12 protein-coding genes are annotated in these 16,330 nt (G+C 72.8%); 3 read left to right on the top strand and 9 right to left on the bottom strand.

Features of this window, described 5'->3' with window-relative positions:
- Positions 1-59: 59 nt before the first annotated feature.
- The 4 genes from PQS31_RS12345 to PQS31_RS12330 form a co-directional block, all read right to left on the bottom strand.
- Positions 60-218: a hypothetical protein gene (locus PQS31_RS12345; protein ID WP_272763041.1), complete on the bottom strand. Its 159-nt coding sequence runs from the start codon at positions 216-218 to the stop codon at positions 60-62.
- A gap of 58 nt (positions 219-276) precedes the next feature.
- Positions 277-1,110 (bottom strand): restriction endonuclease, encoded by an 834-nt coding sequence (locus PQS31_RS12340; RefSeq protein WP_272763040.1) that lies wholly within the window; start codon positions 1,108-1,110, stop codon positions 277-279.
- Positions 1,111-1,183: 73 nt separating this feature from the next.
- Complete coding sequence (locus PQS31_RS12335; protein ID WP_272763039.1) at positions 1,184-2,287, bottom strand: DUF4932 domain-containing protein; 1,104 nt, start codon at positions 2,285-2,287, stop codon at positions 1,184-1,186.
- Positions 2,288-2,320: 33 nt separating this feature from the next.
- The gene (locus PQS31_RS12330; protein WP_272763038.1) at positions 2,321-3,268 is read right to left on the bottom strand and encodes a LysR family transcriptional regulator; all 948 of its coding nucleotides are present in this window, start codon (positions 3,266-3,268) and stop codon (positions 2,321-2,323) included.
- Positions 3,269-3,388: 120 nt separating this feature from the next.
- On the opposite strand from PQS31_RS12330, the gene PQS31_RS12325 reads away from it, so the two are divergent.
- The 3 genes from PQS31_RS12325 to PQS31_RS12315 all read left to right on the top strand — a co-directional run bounded on the left by PQS31_RS12325 (position 3,389) and on the right by PQS31_RS12315 (position 5,093).
- The gene (locus PQS31_RS12325) at positions 3,389-3,742 is read left to right on the top strand and encodes an Atu4866 domain-containing protein (RefSeq protein WP_272763036.1); all 354 of its coding nucleotides are present in this window, start codon (positions 3,389-3,391) and stop codon (positions 3,740-3,742) included.
- A 36-nt stretch (positions 3,743-3,778) separates the two neighbouring features.
- Positions 3,779-4,513, top strand: coding sequence for an SDR family oxidoreductase (locus tag PQS31_RS12320; RefSeq protein WP_272763035.1), 735 nt, complete (start codon positions 3,779-3,781; stop codon positions 4,511-4,513).
- 100 nt (positions 4,514-4,613) lie between these two features.
- On the top strand, positions 4,614-5,093 hold the full coding sequence (locus PQS31_RS12315; RefSeq protein ID WP_272763033.1) for a nuclear transport factor 2 family protein: 480 nt from the start codon (positions 4,614-4,616) through the stop codon (positions 5,091-5,093).
- 76 nt (positions 5,094-5,169) lie between these two features.
- Here PQS31_RS12315 and recD read toward each other — a convergent pair whose 3' ends face one another.
- From recD to PQS31_RS12290, 5 genes are all read right to left on the bottom strand, one after another.
- A complete protein-coding gene (gene recD / locus PQS31_RS12310; RefSeq protein WP_272763032.1) occupies positions 5,170-7,122 on the bottom strand; it encodes an exodeoxyribonuclease V subunit alpha in 1,953 nt (650 codons plus the stop codon).
- The gene (locus tag PQS31_RS12305) at positions 7,119-10,739 is read right to left on the bottom strand and encodes an exodeoxyribonuclease V subunit beta (protein ID WP_272763031.1); all 3,621 of its coding nucleotides are present in this window, start codon (positions 10,737-10,739) and stop codon (positions 7,119-7,121) included. The genes recD and PQS31_RS12305 overlap by 4 nt, the downstream gene beginning before the upstream one ends.
- Positions 10,736-14,149, bottom strand: a complete 3,414-nt coding sequence (gene recC, locus PQS31_RS12300) for an exodeoxyribonuclease V subunit gamma (RefSeq protein WP_272763030.1) — start codon at positions 14,147-14,149, stop codon at positions 10,736-10,738. Before recC ends, PQS31_RS12305 begins: the two co-directional genes overlap by 4 nt.
- 115 nt (positions 14,150-14,264) lie before the next feature.
- A complete protein-coding gene (locus PQS31_RS12295; protein ID WP_272763029.1) occupies positions 14,265-15,575 on the bottom strand; it encodes a HAMP domain-containing sensor histidine kinase in 1,311 nt (436 codons plus the stop codon).
- Positions 15,559-16,254 (bottom strand): response regulator transcription factor, encoded by a 696-nt coding sequence (locus tag PQS31_RS12290; protein WP_272763028.1) that lies wholly within the window; start codon positions 16,252-16,254, stop codon positions 15,559-15,561. Before PQS31_RS12290 ends, PQS31_RS12295 begins: the two co-directional genes overlap by 17 nt.
- Between the last annotated feature and the right edge of the window lie 76 nt (positions 16,255-16,330).

The raw sequence follows: 16,330 nt of genomic DNA, 5'->3' as shown, positions 1-16,330 counted from the left end.
TCTTGCGCATGTCCGTCCTCTCTCGGTGACGGACTCTACCTAGCTTCGAGTGGTACGGCTCAGTGGGGGCAGGTCAGCAGCACACGCTCCGGCGTGGATGCCGCACGGGCCGGGGCTGCGGCGAGGGGCGCCGCGACGTTCGGCGTCGACGGATTGAGGTGGCGGTAGCCGCCCCAGATGGCGAGTCCGAGAATCAACAGGGCGATCAGCTGTTTCATGGCGCGGCCTTTCGGTGGAAGACGGGAGGGACGTGCACCGCACCGGCCGCCTGCGCAGTCAGCGCGTGCCGCGGCAGGCGGGATATGCGCTGCAGCCCCAGAACACGCTGGCGGTGCGTCGATTGGTGCGTTCGACCATCGCGGTGCCACAACGCGGGCAGTCCGGTGTGGCCGCGGTGCCCGGCAGTGGCGTGGCGAACGCCGGCGCAATGCGATGCAGCGTAGCGGCGGGCTGCGTGGGCGCGGTGGGGCGCGCGTCGGTCCGCACGCTGTGCACCAGGGCGAGCAGCGTGGGACCGTCGATCAGCGTGATCGGCTTGTCGGTCGCGAAGCGCGCGGCGTCGCGGGTGAAGCCGCCGATGGCAGCAATGCGCACCGCGTCCGCGTTGTAGTGGGCGAGCAGGCCGTACATCTCCCGCACCACGTTCACCGGCACCTGGCGGCGCCGCCATTGCTTGCACTGCACCAGGGTGCGCCGGCCGTCCTTGCGCAGGATCAGATCCACGCCGCCGTCGGGCCCGCCCAGGCCGGTTTCGGCCACGTGGTAGCCCTGCCGGCGGTAGGCCTCGCCGACCAGCTGTTCGAATTCACGCCAGTCGATCGCGGCCAGGCTCTCGAGTCCGGTGCGGCTGTCGAGCAGGTGACGGCGCCTGCGCGCATTGACGAAGGCGACCAGTGCGCACAGCGCGCACGCGGTGAGGAACAGCCACGCGACCGGCGCCAGGGCTGCGCTGGCGGTCGCCAGGCCCTGCGCGAACGGGCCGTCCTGCCGCGCGAAGATCGCCGGCACGCCGTAGCGGATACCGGCAAAGCCGGCGATGCCGACGGCCAGTGCCACCGGCCACGGCCGCTTGATCAAATCGTCGAAGAACCCACGACGTCCGCGTCCCATGCGAATCCCCCTGTCCCCTGCGACGGACGATAGCGCGGGTCGCGCCGTGATGTGAAGTCCGTCACAGCCGCGCTCAGGGCGGCGTCTGCGCCTCGATGAAGCGCACCATCGCCGGGATGTGCGCGTCGAAGCCGGTCTGCGCACGGTTGGGCATGTAGTCCTCGCGCAGATGGGTCGTCAGCGGGCGATACAGGGCGCCGCCGAAGTCCTCGTTCTGGGCAAGGTGGGCCTCGGCCTCGGCCTCGCCGTAGCGCTCGGCCTTGAGCGCGATGGCCACGGCGTCGGCGATCACCTCGTGCAGGTAGAAATACGTGTTGAGCCGCGGGTCTTCGAAATTGTTGATCTGCGCGCGCAGCGCGTCGGCATAGCGCACGTCCATCAGTGCGTCGCGATGCGGCGCGGCGAAGGCTTCCAGCGCGATGTGGGTGACCTCGTGCCAGATCGCGTTGTCCAGCTGGAGATCGGTGTAGTCGAAGCGCACGCGGTCGGTGTCGCCGGGGGCGATGAAGCGCGGGTCGAACGGCACCAGCACCGGGCCGAGGTGGGCGTGCGCGGGCGCGACGGTGTCCATCACCACGTTGGCCTTCAGCACCACGCCCAGCGGCGAGAGCGAGAAGTACGGGGTCTTGCCGTAGTCGGCGGCGTAGAAGTCGTGCAGCGGCGTGAGCGGGTCCACCGCGTCCACGCGGCTGCGGAATTGCTCGATCCAGCGCGTGTAGTTCGGCCGCTGCGCGGCGTAGAAGCCGGCGAAATCGCTGTCGCGGGCGAAGTCCACGGCCAGTTCCAGATAGCGGTGCAGGTGCTCGGGCGGATGCAGCCCGCCCAGGTGGCCGAAGCCCTGCGGCCGGGTGAGCGTGAAGTCCACCGGGTCGAGCGCCCAGCCCAGGTCGACGAAATCGTTGAAGGGCAGTGCCCGCGCATGCACCACCGCCGGGTGCTCACGCAGATGGCCGAACCAGGCGTCGACGTCGCGCCGGTAGTCGTAGTCGCGCACCGGCGGCCCGTACACCCTGGCTAGGTAATTGATGACGTGCAGCAGCTCGGTGCCCGGATGCACGTCCACCTCATAGGCGGGCGTGCTGGCCTGCGGCGCGGCGGCTGGCGCGGGCGTGGCGTGTCGCGCGCAGGCGACGAGCAGGACGAGGACGACGAGCAGCAGGCCGGGGACGTTGCGCATCAGCGGGCACCGGGGCGGAGGCACCGATGCTAGCTAAACCGGCGGTGCGGAGCCTGCGCCCGTCCGCGCGGGCGCGCTGCCGGCGTCTTCGTGGTCGCGGGCCGCGCGCACGTGGTCGATCAGCGCGCGCAGCTTGGCCGGCGGGTGGCGACGGCTCGGGAAGTAGAGAAAGAAGCCGGGAAACGGCGGCAGGAAATCCTCCAGCAGCGGCACCAGATCGCCGCGCTCGACCCACGGCCGGAACGTCTCCTCGATCCCGAACGTGATGCCGCCGCCGGCCAGCGCGGTGCGGATCATCAGCAGCATGTCGTTGGTGGTGATCTGCGGATCCACCTGCACGTCGAAGGGCTGGCCGTGCTCGACGAATTCCCAGCGGTGCGGCGCCACACCCGGGGTCATGCGCCAGCCGATGCAGCGGTGGTCGACCAGCTCGCGCGGGTGCCGCGGCGCGCCGTGGCGGGCGATGTAGTCCGGCGCAGCCACGGCCAGCTCGCGCTGCGGGCCGGTGACGGGCACGGCCACCATGTCCTGCTCGATCACCTCGCCCAGGCGCACGCCGGCATCGAAACCGGCGGCGACGATGTCGAATTCCTCGTCGCTGACGGTGACATCCAGCGTGATGCCCGGATGGGCCTGCACGAAGCCCGCGAGCAGCGGGCCGGACAGGAAGCGCTCGGCGATCGAGGTCGCGGTGACCCGCAGCAGGCCGCGCGGCGGGCCGTCGTCGTGGGCGCCTTCGAGCGCGGTATCCAGCGTGGTCAGCGGCTGCGCGACCTCGCGGAAGAGCCGCTCGCCGGCTTCGGTGAGGCGCACGCTGCGGGTGGAGCGCTGCACCAGCGCGACGCCGAGGGTGTCCTCCAGCCGGCGGATGCCCTGGCTGACGGCGGACCGGGTGACGCCGAGGCGGTCGCCGGCCTCGCGGAAGTTGTGGCCCTCGGCCACGGCGCGGAACACGCGCAGCAGGTTGAGATCGAGCTCCATGAGGCGGCCCGCGGCTGGATTGGTGAATCAGTCTAACCAGCGCGTCCAGCGGCGGGCGGATTCTCTGGACGCCAGCGGCCACCTAGCCTGTGTCCACCCCAACGCATCCGGAGGTACCGCATGACCCAGCGCACATCCGTCCACGCGGCCGCTTTGGCTTCGGCCCTGGCCGCCGGCGCTCTCGGCGCGGCCGAGCCTGCCACTCCGCCCCATCCCTACGTGGGCCTGTGGGTCACCGACGACGGCCACGTCCGCCACGCCCTGCTGCCCAACGGCCGCTACGACGAAGCCCGCGGCCGCCGCGAGAGCGCCTACCGGGGCCGCTACACGGTGACCGGCCATCACATCGACTACGTCGACGACACCGGATTCACCGCCGACGGCACCTTCGTCGACGGCGTGCTCCATCACGGCGGCATGGTGCTGCGCCGCGTGCCGGCCGCGGGCGCCGCCCCCCAGCGCGATGCCGACTGAGCGTCGCGCCCATTTCCCCCCGACAGGAGACCCCCAATGACCAACATCCAGGACAAGGTCGTATTGATCACCGGCGCCAGCAGCGGCATCGGCGAGGCCACCGCCCGCGTGCTCGCGGCGCAGGGCGCGCGCGTGGTGCTGGGCGCGCGCCGGATCGAACGGCTGCAGCAGCTGGCCGAGGCGATCACCGCCGACGGCGGCACCGCGGTCGCACGCACGCTCGACGTCACCGACCGCGCCGACGTGCAGGCCTTCGCCGACCACGCGCTGGCGCAGTTCGGCCGCATCGACGTGATCGTCAACAACGCCGGCGTGATGCCGCTGGCGCCGATGGCCGCGCTGAAGGTCGACGAGTGGGACCGCATGATCGACGTCAACATCAAGGGCGTGCTGTACGGCATCGCCGCGGTGCTGCCGACGATGCAGGCCCAGGGCAGCGGTCACGTGATCAGCGTGTCCTCGATCGGCGGCCTGTACGTGATGCCGAGCGCGGCCGTGTACTGCGCCACCAAGTTCGCGGTGCGCGCGATCTCCGACGGCCTGCGCCAGGAGAACGACCGCATCCGCGTGACGTGCGTGTATCCGGGCGTGGTCGAATCGGAACTCGCCGACACCATCACCGATGCCGCCACCGCCGAGGCCATCCGCGGCTTCCGCCAGGTGGCGCTGAAGCCCGAAGCCATCGCCCATGCGATCGCCCACGCGGTGGGCCAGCCGGCCGATGTCGACACCACCGACATCGTGGTGCGCCCGGTGGCGCATCCGGCCTGAGCGCGACGGACGGTCCGCCGCGGGCGTTCGCGCCCCGGCGGCCCGCCCGTTATGCCCGTCCTGCGCCGCGTGTGCGGCGATGAACTCGAGGAGGTTGCTGATGAACACGACGAACACAGCCGGTCGGCTGGCCGCCCTGGTGCTCGGCCTCGGCATGCTGATGCCGCCCGCGCTGTCCGCGGCCGCGCCCACTGCGGAGGATCCGGCCACCCAGGTGCGCGCCGCCTTCGACGCCTGGCGCGTCGGCACGGGCACCGTATTCGACCTGCTGGCCGACGACGTGGTGTGGACGGTGGCCGGCGACAGCCCCGTGTCGGGCGTCTACCGCACGCGCGAGGCCTTCCTGCGCGACGCGGTGGCGCCGATCACCGCGCGTCTGGCCACGCCCATCGTGCCCGAGCTGCACCAGCTGATCGCCCACGACGACCACGTCGTCGCGATCTGGCAAGGCCGGGCCACCGCGCTGGACGGCCGCGTCTATCGCAATCACTACGCCTGGCACATGCGCTTCGAAGGCGGGCGGATCGTCGAGGTGGTGGCGTTTCTCGACACCTGGGCGCTGGCACGGCTGATGGAGTGAGGTCGCGGGGCGCGCGGCGTCCTCGACACCGACCGGCGCCGATGCGCCGCAGGGGCGGCGCCCGCGGCCAGGGCGTCTAGAACAGCGCCCCCTGCGTGGGGGGATCGGCGATGCCGGATGGGGCCGGTGCGACCGGCATCGTCGTTCCCGGCCCGGCATCGTGCGCGCCCAGGCGCCAGCCCAGCCCGGACCAGCGACCGGCGTGGCGATCGAGTGCCTCGCGCAGGATCGGCGCGCCGGCGACGACATGCAGCGCGCTGCGCGCGCGGGTCATGCCGGTGTAGACCAGTTCGCGCGAGAGCACGCGGTTGAAGCGCTCCGGCAGCACCAGCCACACGGTGTCGAACTCCGAACCCTGCGCCTTGTGCACGGTCATCGCGAAGGCGCTGTCGTGCGCGGGCAGGGCGGCGGGATGGAACGGGCGCGGGCGCTGCGGATCGTCGCCCGGAAACCATGCCGTGATCGCGCCGCTGCCGTCCGCCCCCGAGGCGGCGCCCGCCGCGCTCCGGAGGCAGATGCCGATGTCGCCGTTGAACAGGCGGTGGCGGTAGCTGTTCTCGGTGATCAGCAACAGCCGGCCGTGGAAATAGCCGGGGCCGGCGCCGCGCCGCGCGCTGCCGCCGAGCAGCGCTTCGATACGCGCATTGAGCCCGCGTGCGCCCTGCGGCCCGCCGCGCACGGCGGTGAGGATGCGCAGGCGGCCGGCCCGGGCGAGCGCCTCGACGGGATCGTCGGTGTCGGCGAGCGCGGTCCAGTGCGCGAGCAGCGGATCGCGATGTGCGGCGAGCGGATCGGCCTGGCCCTCGTGGAACTGCACGCCGGCGAGCGTGCCCGTGCGCAGCAGTGCCAGCGCGGCATCGGCATCGCCTTCGCGCACGGCGGCGGCCAGCGGCGCGAGCTCGAGCGCGGCGCTCTGGCGGTAGCCGCGTTGCAGGTGGATGCGGCGCCCGGGGAAGCGTCCGGCATCACCGGAACGACGGGCATGTGCGGACGCGCCCAGCAGTGCCTGCAGGGCATCGGCATCGTCATCGGCGATCGCCGTGCCGTCCCCCGCCGCGCGCAGGATGCCGCTGAGCACGTCGCCCGCCTCGACCGACGGCAGCTGGTCGGGATCGCCCAGCAGCACCAGGCGCGCGCCACCGGCGACGGCGTCGACCAGCTTGGCCATCAGCGGCAGGTCGATCATCGAGGCCTCGTCGACCACGACGACGTCGAAGGGCAGCGGGTTGTCGGCGTGGTGGCGGAAGCGCGGGCTGTCGGGAATCGTGCCGAGCAGGCGGTGCAGCGTGGTGCCGGCGGTGGGCAGGGCGTCGAGCAGTGCGGCATCGACGTCGGCTGCGGCCAGCGCCTGCACGGCCTTGCGCACGCTTTCTGCCATGCGCTCGGCGGCGCGGCCGGTGGGCGCGGCGAGGGCGATACGCGGCGCGGGGCGTCCGCCGTGCAGCGCCTGCGCGGCGAGCAGGACGAGCAGACGGGTGATCGTCGTGGTCTTGCCGGTGCCGGGTCCGCCGGTCACCAGCACCAGGGTGTGGCGGAGCGCGACCGCGGCGGCGCGGGCCTGCAGGTCGTCGCCGCTGCGGGCACCGGGAAACAGCTGCGCGAACAGCGGCGCGAGCGCATCCGCCCCGCCGACGTCCGGTGCGTGCGCGCCGATGCGGCGCAGACCGAGCGCGAGTGCGCGCTCGTACTCGCGGTAGCGGCGCAGGTAGAGCAGGCCGTGTTCGAACACCAGCGGCGCGTCGGCGCTGGATTCGGCGTCGGCGGCGTCGGGGTGCGACACCCACGGCGAGGCCTCGAGATCGCCGCGCCAGGCGGTCGCCGACGGCCAGTCGAGGTCGACGTCGACCAGGCGCTGCGGTGCGTCGGGATCGAACCCCGCATGGCCGTTGGCGACGGCGAGCGATGCCAGCGCGGCCGCCGCGAGCACCCGGTCGGGCGTGGCGGGATCGAGCCGCCGCAGCGACTGCGCGAGCGCGTGGTCGAGCGTGCGCAGCACGCCGGCATCGCGGAGTTGCCGAAGCAGGCTCATGCGCCGGCCTCCGCATCGCGTCCTGCGAACAGCGCATCCAGCGCATCCACCAGGTCCGGCGCGAAGCGCCAGGCCTGCACGCCCGGCGCGTCGGCGCGCGCGGCATCCAGCCCGCGGCAGAACAGGTAGCGCACCCCGCCGAAGTCCCGCGCGTAGTCGTAACCCTCACCCAGGCGGAAGCGCAGCCAGCGATGCAGGGCCACGGTGTAGATCAGCGCCTGCAGGTCGTATTCGCTGTGCGCCATCGCGGCCTCGAGCTGCGCCGGGCCGTAGCCGGGCAGGCGGTTGGTCTTGTAGTCCAGCACGTACCAGCGGCCGCCGTGCACGTAGGTCAGGTCGATCAGGCCGGTCATCAGGCCTTCGAGCCGGCGCCGCGTGCCGAAGCCGCTGCGCGCGGTCAGCACGCCGTAGCGGTGCAGCAGGGCGAGCAGGGCGTCGATGCGCGTCGGTGCGAGCGCGAACTGGAATTCGATTTCGGGCCGGCGTGCATCGGCCGGCACGTCGGCCAGGCGCACGCCTTCGGGCAGGGTGACGGTGAGCGTCTGGCCGATGAGCGGCGTCAGCACGTCGATGCCGTCGTCGAGATCGGCGTCGGTGTAACCGGCCGCGCGCAGGCGTTCGACGATCACGCCGGCTTCGCTGGCGGGCGCCGGCGCACCGGGCGTCCACGCCGCCCACGGTGCGAAGTCGCTGCGTTCGAGCGCGTCGTGCAGCACCACGCCGAAGCGTGCGCCGGCAAAGCGCGGATCGTAGACGTCGGCCTCGACCGCGGCGTCCGGTGCGGCGTCGGGATCGACGGCCGGCTCGTCCAGGCCGCCGGGCGCCGCCTGCGTGGCCGCGCTCGAGACGTCGCCGCCGGCCTCGGCATTCGCCAGCTGGGTGAAGCTGTAGACCCACCAGTCGCTCTGCAGCGACCGCGTCGCGACGCGCGCGGCCGGCACGGCGTCTTCGGATTCGGGCGGCAGCCACGGCAATGCGTCGGGCGGTGTCTGCGTGTCGATGCGGAACGCCTCGCCCAGGGTTTCGGCGAGCGCGTCCGGCGCGGCGATCATGTGCGCGATCGCGGCTGTGTCGGCGCCGTAGAACAACGCGCCGCCCGCGAGCCACAGCGCATGCCGCGCGCGGGTCAGGCCGACGTAGAGCAGGCGCGCGTCCTCGGCGCGCTGGCCGTCCTGCCAGCGCTGCTTGGCCTCGTTCCAACCGGAACGCGACGGCAGCAGGTTCCAGTGCAGGGCGCGGCCGGCGTCGTCGGCCACGGTGACGTGGCGCCCGGCGTCGCGCGGCTTGCCGCCGATGCCGGCGAACGGCAGGAACACCAGCGGATACTCCAGACCCTTGCTCTTGTGCAGCGTGACCACCTGCACCCGGCGCGCGTCGGATTCGAGGCGCAGCAGTTGGCTGTCGTCGTCACTGCTGGCGGACGCGATCGCGCGCGCCAGCCAGTCGACCAGCCCGTGCAGGCCCAGCGCCTGCGCCTGCGCTTCCTGCAGCAGTTCGGCCAGCTGCAGGTAATTGGTCAGGCGACGCTCGCCGTCGAGCAGGCCGAGCAGGCGGCCGGCGTGCTGCGCACAGAGATCGGTGATCAGCGCGAGCGGGCCGCCGCGCTGCAGGCGCTCGCGCCAGCCGAGCGCGGCCAGCTGCCAAGTCCGCAGCGCGTCGCCGTCCTCATCGAGTGCGGCGACGTGTGTGGCGTCCTCGCCGATCAGCACCGTCGACAGCGCCATGCGCAGGCGGCCGTCGTCGGCGCCGTGCAGCAGCGCGAGCAGCAGGGCGTGCACGTCGCGCGCTTCCGCTGTTGCGAACAGGCTCTGCTTGCCGGCGGCGACGGCCGGAATACCGACCATCGCCAGCGCGGCGCGGATGCGCGTGGCCTCGCTGTGCGAGCGCACCAGCACCGCGATGTCGCCGGGCTGCACCGGGCGGCCTTCGATCAGCGCCGTGCCTGCACGTGCGTCGCTGAGCACGCGATGGATCTCGGCGACGCAGGCCCGGGTGGCGAGTTCGCGCGAGCGCCCGGCGCTCCAGGGTTTGACCTTGCCCTTGGGGTCGGGCGGCGGATCGGGCGCCTGCCACAGCGTGAGCGCGGGCGCGGGGACGCCGCCGCGCAGGTAGTCGTCGTCGCGCCGCACGCCGCCGGGCTGGACATCGCGAAACGCGATGCGGGCATCGACGAAGGGCGGATGTCCGCTCGCATCGGCTTGCGCGTACAGCGCCGCGACCGCGCGCAGCACGCCCGGCCGCGAGCGGAAGTTCAGCGCGAGCGGCGGCGCCCGTTCGGCCGAGGCCTGCGCGGCGAGATAGGTTTCCACATCGCCGCCGCGGAAGCCGTAGATCGCCTGCTTGGGATCGCCGATGACGAACAGCGCCGGCGCCCCGCTGTCGGCGCCGAACACGCGTTCGAAGATCCGCCATTGGCGCGGATCGGTGTCCTGGAACTCGTCGACCAGCGCCACCCGGTACTGCGCACGCAGCTGCGCGACCAGCGCGTCGGCCTGGGGGCCGTCGACGGCATCAGCGACGCGGTCGATCAGGTCGTCGTAGGTCTGCACGCGCTGCTGCTGCTTGAAGCGGTCGACGCGGGTGCGCGCGTCGTCGCGCAGGCGATGCAGCAGTTCGACGCGGCGCGCGTCCTGCCATTCGGCGATCGCGTCGAGCGCGGCGAGATACGCGGGAATCGCGTCGCAGATCGGCGAATCCGGTGTCGGGCCTTTCGCGGTCTTGTTGGTCTTTTCGATCAAGCGCTCACGACGCAGCTGCGGCAGCCTGGCGTGGCGGAACGCTGCGTCGTGATCGCCGGCGCCGCACCAGGCCTCCAGATCGGCGAACAGCGCGGTGATCCAGTCGGCCTTGTAGCTGCCGCCGTGCAGGATCTTCGCCTCGACGGCCGCGATCAGCGCGGCGCGGAAGTCGTCGCCGTGGGTCTGGAAGGCCTGCGCGAGCGCGGCGCCGGCGGCGCGCAGCCGCGGCGCGGGATCGTCGGGCAGTTCGCCGAGTGCCGGCCGCAGCACGCATTCGCGCACCAGCGGCGACAGATCGCCGGCGAGTGCCGGCGGGCCACCGGACCACAGGCCCAGCAGATCGTCGGCGGCCTCGGGCTCGGCGCCGTGTGCGCGCCACAGATCGGCGGCGATGGCCTCGCGCAATGCGGTGTCGCTGGCCATCAGCTCCGGCGCATCGAAGCCCTGCCCGGTTTCCAACGCGTGTTCGCGCAGGACGCGCGCACAGAAACCATGGATGGTGAAGATCGCCGCGAGATCGATCTCGTCCGCCGCCGTGCGCAGGCGGCGCCGCAAGCCGGCGGCGCTTTCGCCGCCGCGCGCGAGATGCTGGGTGAGCACGGCGCGGGTCAGCGCGGCTTCGGGCGACGCCTCGTCGTCGATGTCGGCCTCGACCAGCCCCTCGGCCATCGTCAGCCGCGCGTGGATGCGGCTGCGCAATTCCTGGGTGGCGGCTTCGGTGAAGGTCACCGCGAGAATCTCGCCGACGCGCAGGCCGCCTTCGACGACGAGGCGCACCACCAGCGTCGCCAGCGTGAACGTCTTGCCGGTTCCCGCCGAGGCCTCGATGGCGCGCACGCCGTCGAGCGGCAGCTGCAGGTAGGGATCGGCGCCGCTCATTCCGATGCCTCCACGTCGAGGTCCGCGGCGATCGTGCGCAGCGTATCGGGATCGGTGCCGCCGTAGACGAGGCCCTTCACCACCGCGCCGAACACCGTCATCGCCTGGTCGACGAACGCGGCTTGCGTGGCGGCATGGGTGAACGGATCGCGCCCGCGCAACGCGAGGCGCAGCGCTTCGGTGTTGCCTTCGCCCCAGCTGCGGTCGCTGCCGTGCCATCTCTTCGCGGCGTTCTGCAGGCCGCGTTCGAGCGTGGGCGCATTGAACAGCTCCCAGCCGCTGTAGGGCGCGAACGGCAGCGGCGCGCGCAGGCCCTCGGCGCGCAGCGCGATCAGCTGCGCGAGCAGGGCGCGGGCCTCGTGCGGAGCGAGCGGGACGCGCGTGTGCGGCCCCACGCCCGCATCGCCGCCGTCGTGGAACTGCACCAGCGGCGTGTCGCGTCCCGCCGCGCTGGCGAGCAACCAGTCGAGGCCGTCGCGGATCGCCGAATTGCCGTTGGGCGCATCGAAGCGGATGCGCGCCATGCCGTGCGGATACACGTCGCCGAGTCGTCCGTGCAGGTGCACGCCGTCGATGTCGGCTTCGAGACGCGCGGTGTCGGCCACCGCATCGCCGCGCCAGCCGCGGAAAGCCTCGGCATAGCGCTCGACCTCGCGTCGCACCGCATCGAGCGTGCGCCGCCCCAGCGGCCCGGACGGCAGCAGACCGCGTGCACGCAGCAGTGCCTGCGTGGTCGCGTCGTCGTCGCCGCGCAACAGCGCCTCGAACACCGCGCGCTGCAGCTGCTGTTTCGCCAGGCCGCGGCCCGGTGCGAGCAGCGGCTCGACATCGCGTTCGAGGGTGTCGACCTCGGCCAGGCGCAGGCCCAGCCGCTGGCGCAGGAAGGTCTCGGCCGGCGCCTGCAGGAACCGTCGCAGCGTGTCGAGCGACAGCGCATCCTCGACGTCTTCGATCGGCGCCAGCGCGGTGCCGTCGAACCACGCCGGCAGGGCGACGCGGCGCTGCACCGGCTGCGATGCCGCGTGCCACCACGGCTGGCGATACGAGAACCGGCGCGGTTCGTCGCCGGCGCCGAACGCGGCGGGTGCGAAGGGCTGCAGCGGGTGATGCACGACGAGCGCGTCGGCCGCACGCGCCTCCGGCGCATGCTGCGCATCGGCGGCGGCCAGCAGTTCGGTCACCAGCACCGACGGCTCGCGCACGCTGCCGTCGCGCGGGTCCGCGCCTTGGTAGCTGACGTAGAACACGTCCTGGGCGGCGGCGAACAGCTGCAGGAACAGGAAGCGGTCGTCGTCGCGCGTGCTGCGGTCGCCGACCTGGCGGCGACCGGTGCCGAGTTCGGCGGTCAGCCGGTTGAGCCCACCGCTGGTATCGCGACGCGGGAAATCGCCATCGTTCATGCCCAGCAGGCAGATCACCCGGAACGGCAGCAGGCGCATCGGCACCATGCGGCCGACGCTCACGCCACCGGTGAGCAGCGGGGCGCGTGTATCGGCCTCGCCGAGCACGGCCGCGAAATGCGCGCGCACGGCCTCCGACGGCACCGGCGCGTCGAATCCGGCGCGCACGGCGTCGGCGGCGAAGGCGTCGATGAGGCTGCGCAGGCGATCGAGCGCGCGCTGGGTGGCGGGCGCGGACGGCGGCTTCGGCAGCAGTGCATCGAGCAGGCGCAGCAGGCGCTCGCGCCAGGCCTCGGGCGGCATCGCCTCGCCGAGCAGATCGGCATGCCGCGCGAGCACGCGCAGCAGGCGCACCAGCGTGTCGAGCGCATCGAGCGCGCTGCCTTCGAGTTCGGGCAACGGTGCGATGAGGTGACCGGATGCCGTCGTGATCGGCGCAGCGCTGCCGCTGGCATGACCGAGCAGCAGGCGGTCGAGCGCGAACGCCCAGGTGTAGGCGTCGTCGGCCGGCGCATCGAGCCGTGCGCGATGCGCGGCATCGAGGCCCCAGCGCGCACCGGCGGCGTGCAGCCAGGCGTGCAGCTGGTCGAAGGCGCCGGCGTCGAGACCGGCGGCCTCGGCCAGCGGCGGGCTCGCCAGCAGATCCAGGGTCTCGGTCAGACCGAAACGCGCGACCGGCAGCGCGAGCAGGCGCAGGAACACGTCGGCCAGCGGTTCGCCGGCGAGCGGGCTGGCGTCGGCGAGCGCATACGGAATGTGTTCGTGCGTCGCCTGGCCGTCGCGGCCGCGGCCGCCGAAGACGGCATCGAGATAGGGGATGTAGGGATCGATGTCCGGCGCCAGCACGGCGACATCGCGCGGCTGCAGCGGCGGGTCGAAGCGTCGGCCTTCGGGCGAATCCGGCTCGAACAACGCGCGCAGCTGGTCGTGCAGCACCTGCAGTTCGCGCAGGCGCGTATGGCAGGCATGCACCTGCAGGCTGGGATCGTCGCGCCGCACCGCCGGCAAGCGCGTGCGCGGATCGGTCGCGGTCGGCGCCGGTGGCGGCGACGGCAGGCGCTGGAACAGGTCCGACTGCAGCCGCCGCAGCAGGCTGCCCTGCAGTGCGCCGCCGCCCGCGCCGGGATCGGCATCGCTGCGCAGCTCGACGTCGGGATGCACGATCTCGTAGCTGCCGAGCACGGCCATGAAATCGCGGCCGGCGTGACCCCAGGCCTGCAGCAGCGGGTTCTCGCTGCGTGCGGCCTCGGCGCCGCCGGCGCGCACGCGCTGCAGGTCACCCCAGTAATCGCGGCTGGGCGAGGGCACGTACATGTGCAGCGTGCCCACACGCGCCTGCGTGGCCAGCACGCGCAGCACGTCGGGCGAGACGTTGAGCGTGGCGAACGCGAACAGCCGCGGCGGCAGGCCGACCGGCAGCGGTGCATCGGGACGTTCGAAGCGGTCGAGATACTGCTGGATGCGCCGCGCGCGATGCGCCCGGCCGCGCGCGACGCGCCGCCACAGGATGGCCTGGGGATCCTCGGCCTCCGCGCCCGCCTCCCAGCGCAGCAGCCAGTCGCGGCGCCAGGCCTGGTATTTCTCGAACACCGAGGCGAGCTCGCCGGCCAGCGCCCACGCCCGCAGCGGATCGTTGCCCTCGACATGCGCGCGCAACGCGGCCAGCGCGGGCTGGGCGAGAAACACCGGATCGGTCAGCGCGGCGTACAGATGCCAGTGCAGCGCGGCGGCGTCGGGCTCGTCGGTGGGCGGGCCGAGGTTCGCCGACAACGCGCTGCCGACGAATTCGCCCGGCGTCACGAACGCCAGGTTAGCCGCGACACCGTGCTCGGCGGCCAATGTGGCCTGCAGCCAGCGCCGCATCGCGACCTGCGGAATCAGCACCACGTCCGGCGCCAGCAGCGACTGCCCCGGCGCCGGCGTGCGCAGCGCGTGCGCCATCAGGCCGGCCAGCACTTCCAGTGCATTGGAGTGGTAGAGACGGAAGTCGGGCGTGGGTGCTGCGGGCATCCGGCGATTGTGCCGCAGTGCGTCGCATCGGCTGCGATCGATTGCAGCGGGCGGTCCGGGGCCGATGCGTCGGAGGCGCCGTCTTCGGCGCGCGACGCCGTGCCGGGCGCCGGCGTCACGTCCGGCTGCGCGCCTCCGGGCCCGACGCCTCGTCCTCGGTCACCGGCAGGCGCAGACGGACGACGGTGCCACGGGTCGGGTCGGAATCGATGGCGAGCTGCCAGCCCAGGTGCTCGCTGAGCCGCGCGATCAGGTCCAGGCCGATGCCGGCGCTGCGCTCGCCGCCGCGGGCGAGGCGTGCATAGAGCGCGCTGATCTCCTCGGGCGTCATGCCGTGGCCCGGATCGCGGATCACCACGCCGCCGTCCGCCTCGAGCGCGACGTGGATCGTGCCGCGGTCGCTGTGTTCGATCGCGTTGCGCACCAGGTTGCCGATCGCGATGCGCACCACCGCCTCCGGTGCCAGCAGGGTGACGGGTGTCGACGCGTCCACGACGAGCTGCAGATCCTTGCCGTCCGCGAGCGGGCGGTGGTCGTCGACGATCCGGGGCAGCAGCGCGTCGAGATGCAGGCGCTCGGCTCCCGCCAGCGCACGCGCCGGATCCTTGGCCAGCACCAGCAGCACCGAGATCAGCTGCTCGACCTCCCGGGTGGTGCGGGCGATGCGCGCGAGCTGGGCCGCCATCGCCTCGGGCGTGCGCGGCCCGGAGAGCGCAATGTGGCTGGCGCTGCGGATCACCGCCAGCGGCGTGCGCAGCTCGTGGCTGGCGGTGTCGATGAAGGCGCGTTCGCGATCGACGAACTGCTCGTTGCGGGCGAGGTAATCGTCGAGTGCGCTGGCGATCACGGCCAGCTCCGTGCTCGCACGCGGTGGCAGGGCGATGCGCTGGCCCGGCCGGTCGGGCGCGAGCGCGCCGATGCGTGCGGCCAGGTCACGCAGCGGCCGGGTCAGCCAGCGCGCACCGAAGTAGGCCGCGACGCCCAGCACCAGCAGCATCAGCAGCGAGGACCCGAGCACCGGCCGCATCAGCACCCGTTCCTGGTCCTCGAATCCGTCGATGTCCAAGGCCAGCGCCAGACGCCCGTCGGCGGTGTCGCGCACTAGCACCACCCATTCGTTGTCGCCGTAGAACACGCTGTCGTAGAGGCCGGGGCCGAGTGGCCGCAGCACGGCCGGCACCGCGATCCGTGGATCGTCGAGCGGGTGCAGGTCGAAGCGGTCGTTGTTGCGCCAGGCGTAGGCCGGCTCCTGGTGGCGGCGTTCGACGATCTCGCTCAGCTGGGTGTCCAGCAGCGCCTGCCAGACCATCCGCTCGGCGTTCTCGTTGACCAGCACGCCGTGGGTGAACAGTGCGGCGCTGAGCAGCAGCGCGTAGGCCACGACGGCCAAGGTGATCTGGCGGGCGAGGCTACTGCGCCGGGGCATCGGCAGCGCGCTCCACGGCGATGCGGTAGCCCACCCGCGGAATGGTGTGGATCAGCTTGACGGCCTGACCGCCGTCGACGCTGCGGCGCAGTTCGTAGATGTGCGAGCGGAGCATGTCGCCGTCCGGCGGCTCGTCGCCCCAGAGCGCGTATTCCAGCTGGTGCCGGCTCACGGCCGCGGGGCTGGCCTGCATCATCACCTGGAGCAGCTTTCTCGATGCCGGGAACAGGTGCAGTCGGCGGTCCGCCCGGTGCACGTCGAGCGTGGCGAGATCGAGGCGCAGATCGCCGACCTCGAGCACGCGGCGGGCGCTGCGGCCCCGCGCACGCGTGACCAGGGCGAGCAGGCGCAGCTCCAGCTCCTCGAGGTCGAAGGGCTTGGTGAGGTAGTCGTCGGCACCGGCGCGGAAGCCGGTGAGCTTGTCGGGCAGCTGGTCGCGCGCAGTGAGCATCAGCACCGGGGTGTCGATGCCGTGCTCGCGCAGCGTCCGGAGCACCTGCGGACCCTCCATCCGCGGCAACATCCAGTCGAGCACGATCGCATCGAAGGGCTGGGTCACCGCCAGATGCAGGCCGACCACGCCGTCGGGCGCCGCGTCGAGTTGCGCGCCGCGCGCTTCGAAGTAGGCGAACAGGCTGGCGACCAGCGGCGCGTGGTCCTCGACGATGAGCAGACGCATGGCGGTCCGTGCGGGGCGAACGCGGTCTAGCATGCGCGCGGCCGCGTCGCGCCGCCAGACGACACGGCGCCGGATG

This window comes from Luteimonas sp. BLCC-B24, from assembly GCF_028550595.1.
GTDB lineage: Bacteria > Pseudomonadota > Gammaproteobacteria > Xanthomonadales > Xanthomonadaceae > Luteimonas.
The sequence above is the reverse complement of the archived record's forward strand: the minus strand, read 5'-3'. Positions and strand labels throughout refer to the sequence as shown.

Excerpts from the sequence above, each read along its gene's own strand:
- PQS31_RS12315 (WP_272763033.1), top strand. The coding sequence starts at position 4,614 with ATGAACACGACGAACACAGCCGGTCGGCTGGCCGCCCTGGTGCTCGGC.
- PQS31_RS12330 (WP_272763038.1), bottom strand. The coding sequence starts at position 3,268 with ATGGAGCTCGATCTCAACCTGCTGCGCGTGTTCCGCGCCGTGGCCGAG.
- PQS31_RS12325 (WP_272763036.1), top strand. The coding sequence starts at position 3,389 with ATGACCCAGCGCACATCCGTCCACGCGGCCGCTTTGGCTTCGGCCCTG.
- PQS31_RS12335 (WP_272763039.1), bottom strand. The coding sequence starts at position 2,287 with ATGCGCAACGTCCCCGGCCTGCTGCTCGTCGTCCTCGTCCTGCTCGTC.
- recC (WP_272763030.1), bottom strand. The coding sequence starts at position 14,149 with ATGCCCGCAGCACCCACGCCCGACTTCCGTCTCTACCACTCCAATGCA.
- PQS31_RS12340 (WP_272763040.1), bottom strand. The coding sequence starts at position 1,110 with ATGGGACGCGGACGTCGTGGGTTCTTCGACGATTTGATCAAGCGGCCG.
- PQS31_RS12320 (WP_272763035.1), top strand. The coding sequence starts at position 3,779 with ATGACCAACATCCAGGACAAGGTCGTATTGATCACCGGCGCCAGCAGC.
- PQS31_RS12305 (WP_272763031.1), bottom strand. The coding sequence starts at position 10,739 with ATGAGCGGCGCCGATCCCTACCTGCAGCTGCCGCTCGACGGCGTGCGC.
- PQS31_RS12295 (WP_272763029.1), bottom strand. The coding sequence starts at position 15,575 with ATGCCCCGGCGCAGTAGCCTCGCCCGCCAGATCACCTTGGCCGTCGTG.
- PQS31_RS12345 (WP_272763041.1), bottom strand. The coding sequence starts at position 218 with ATGAAACAGCTGATCGCCCTGTTGATTCTCGGACTCGCCATCTGGGGC.
- PQS31_RS12290 (WP_272763028.1), bottom strand. The coding sequence starts at position 16,254 with ATGCGTCTGCTCATCGTCGAGGACCACGCGCCGCTGGTCGCCAGCCTG.
- recD (WP_272763032.1), bottom strand. The coding sequence starts at position 7,122 with ATGAGCCTGCTTCGGCAACTCCGCGATGCCGGCGTGCTGCGCACGCTC.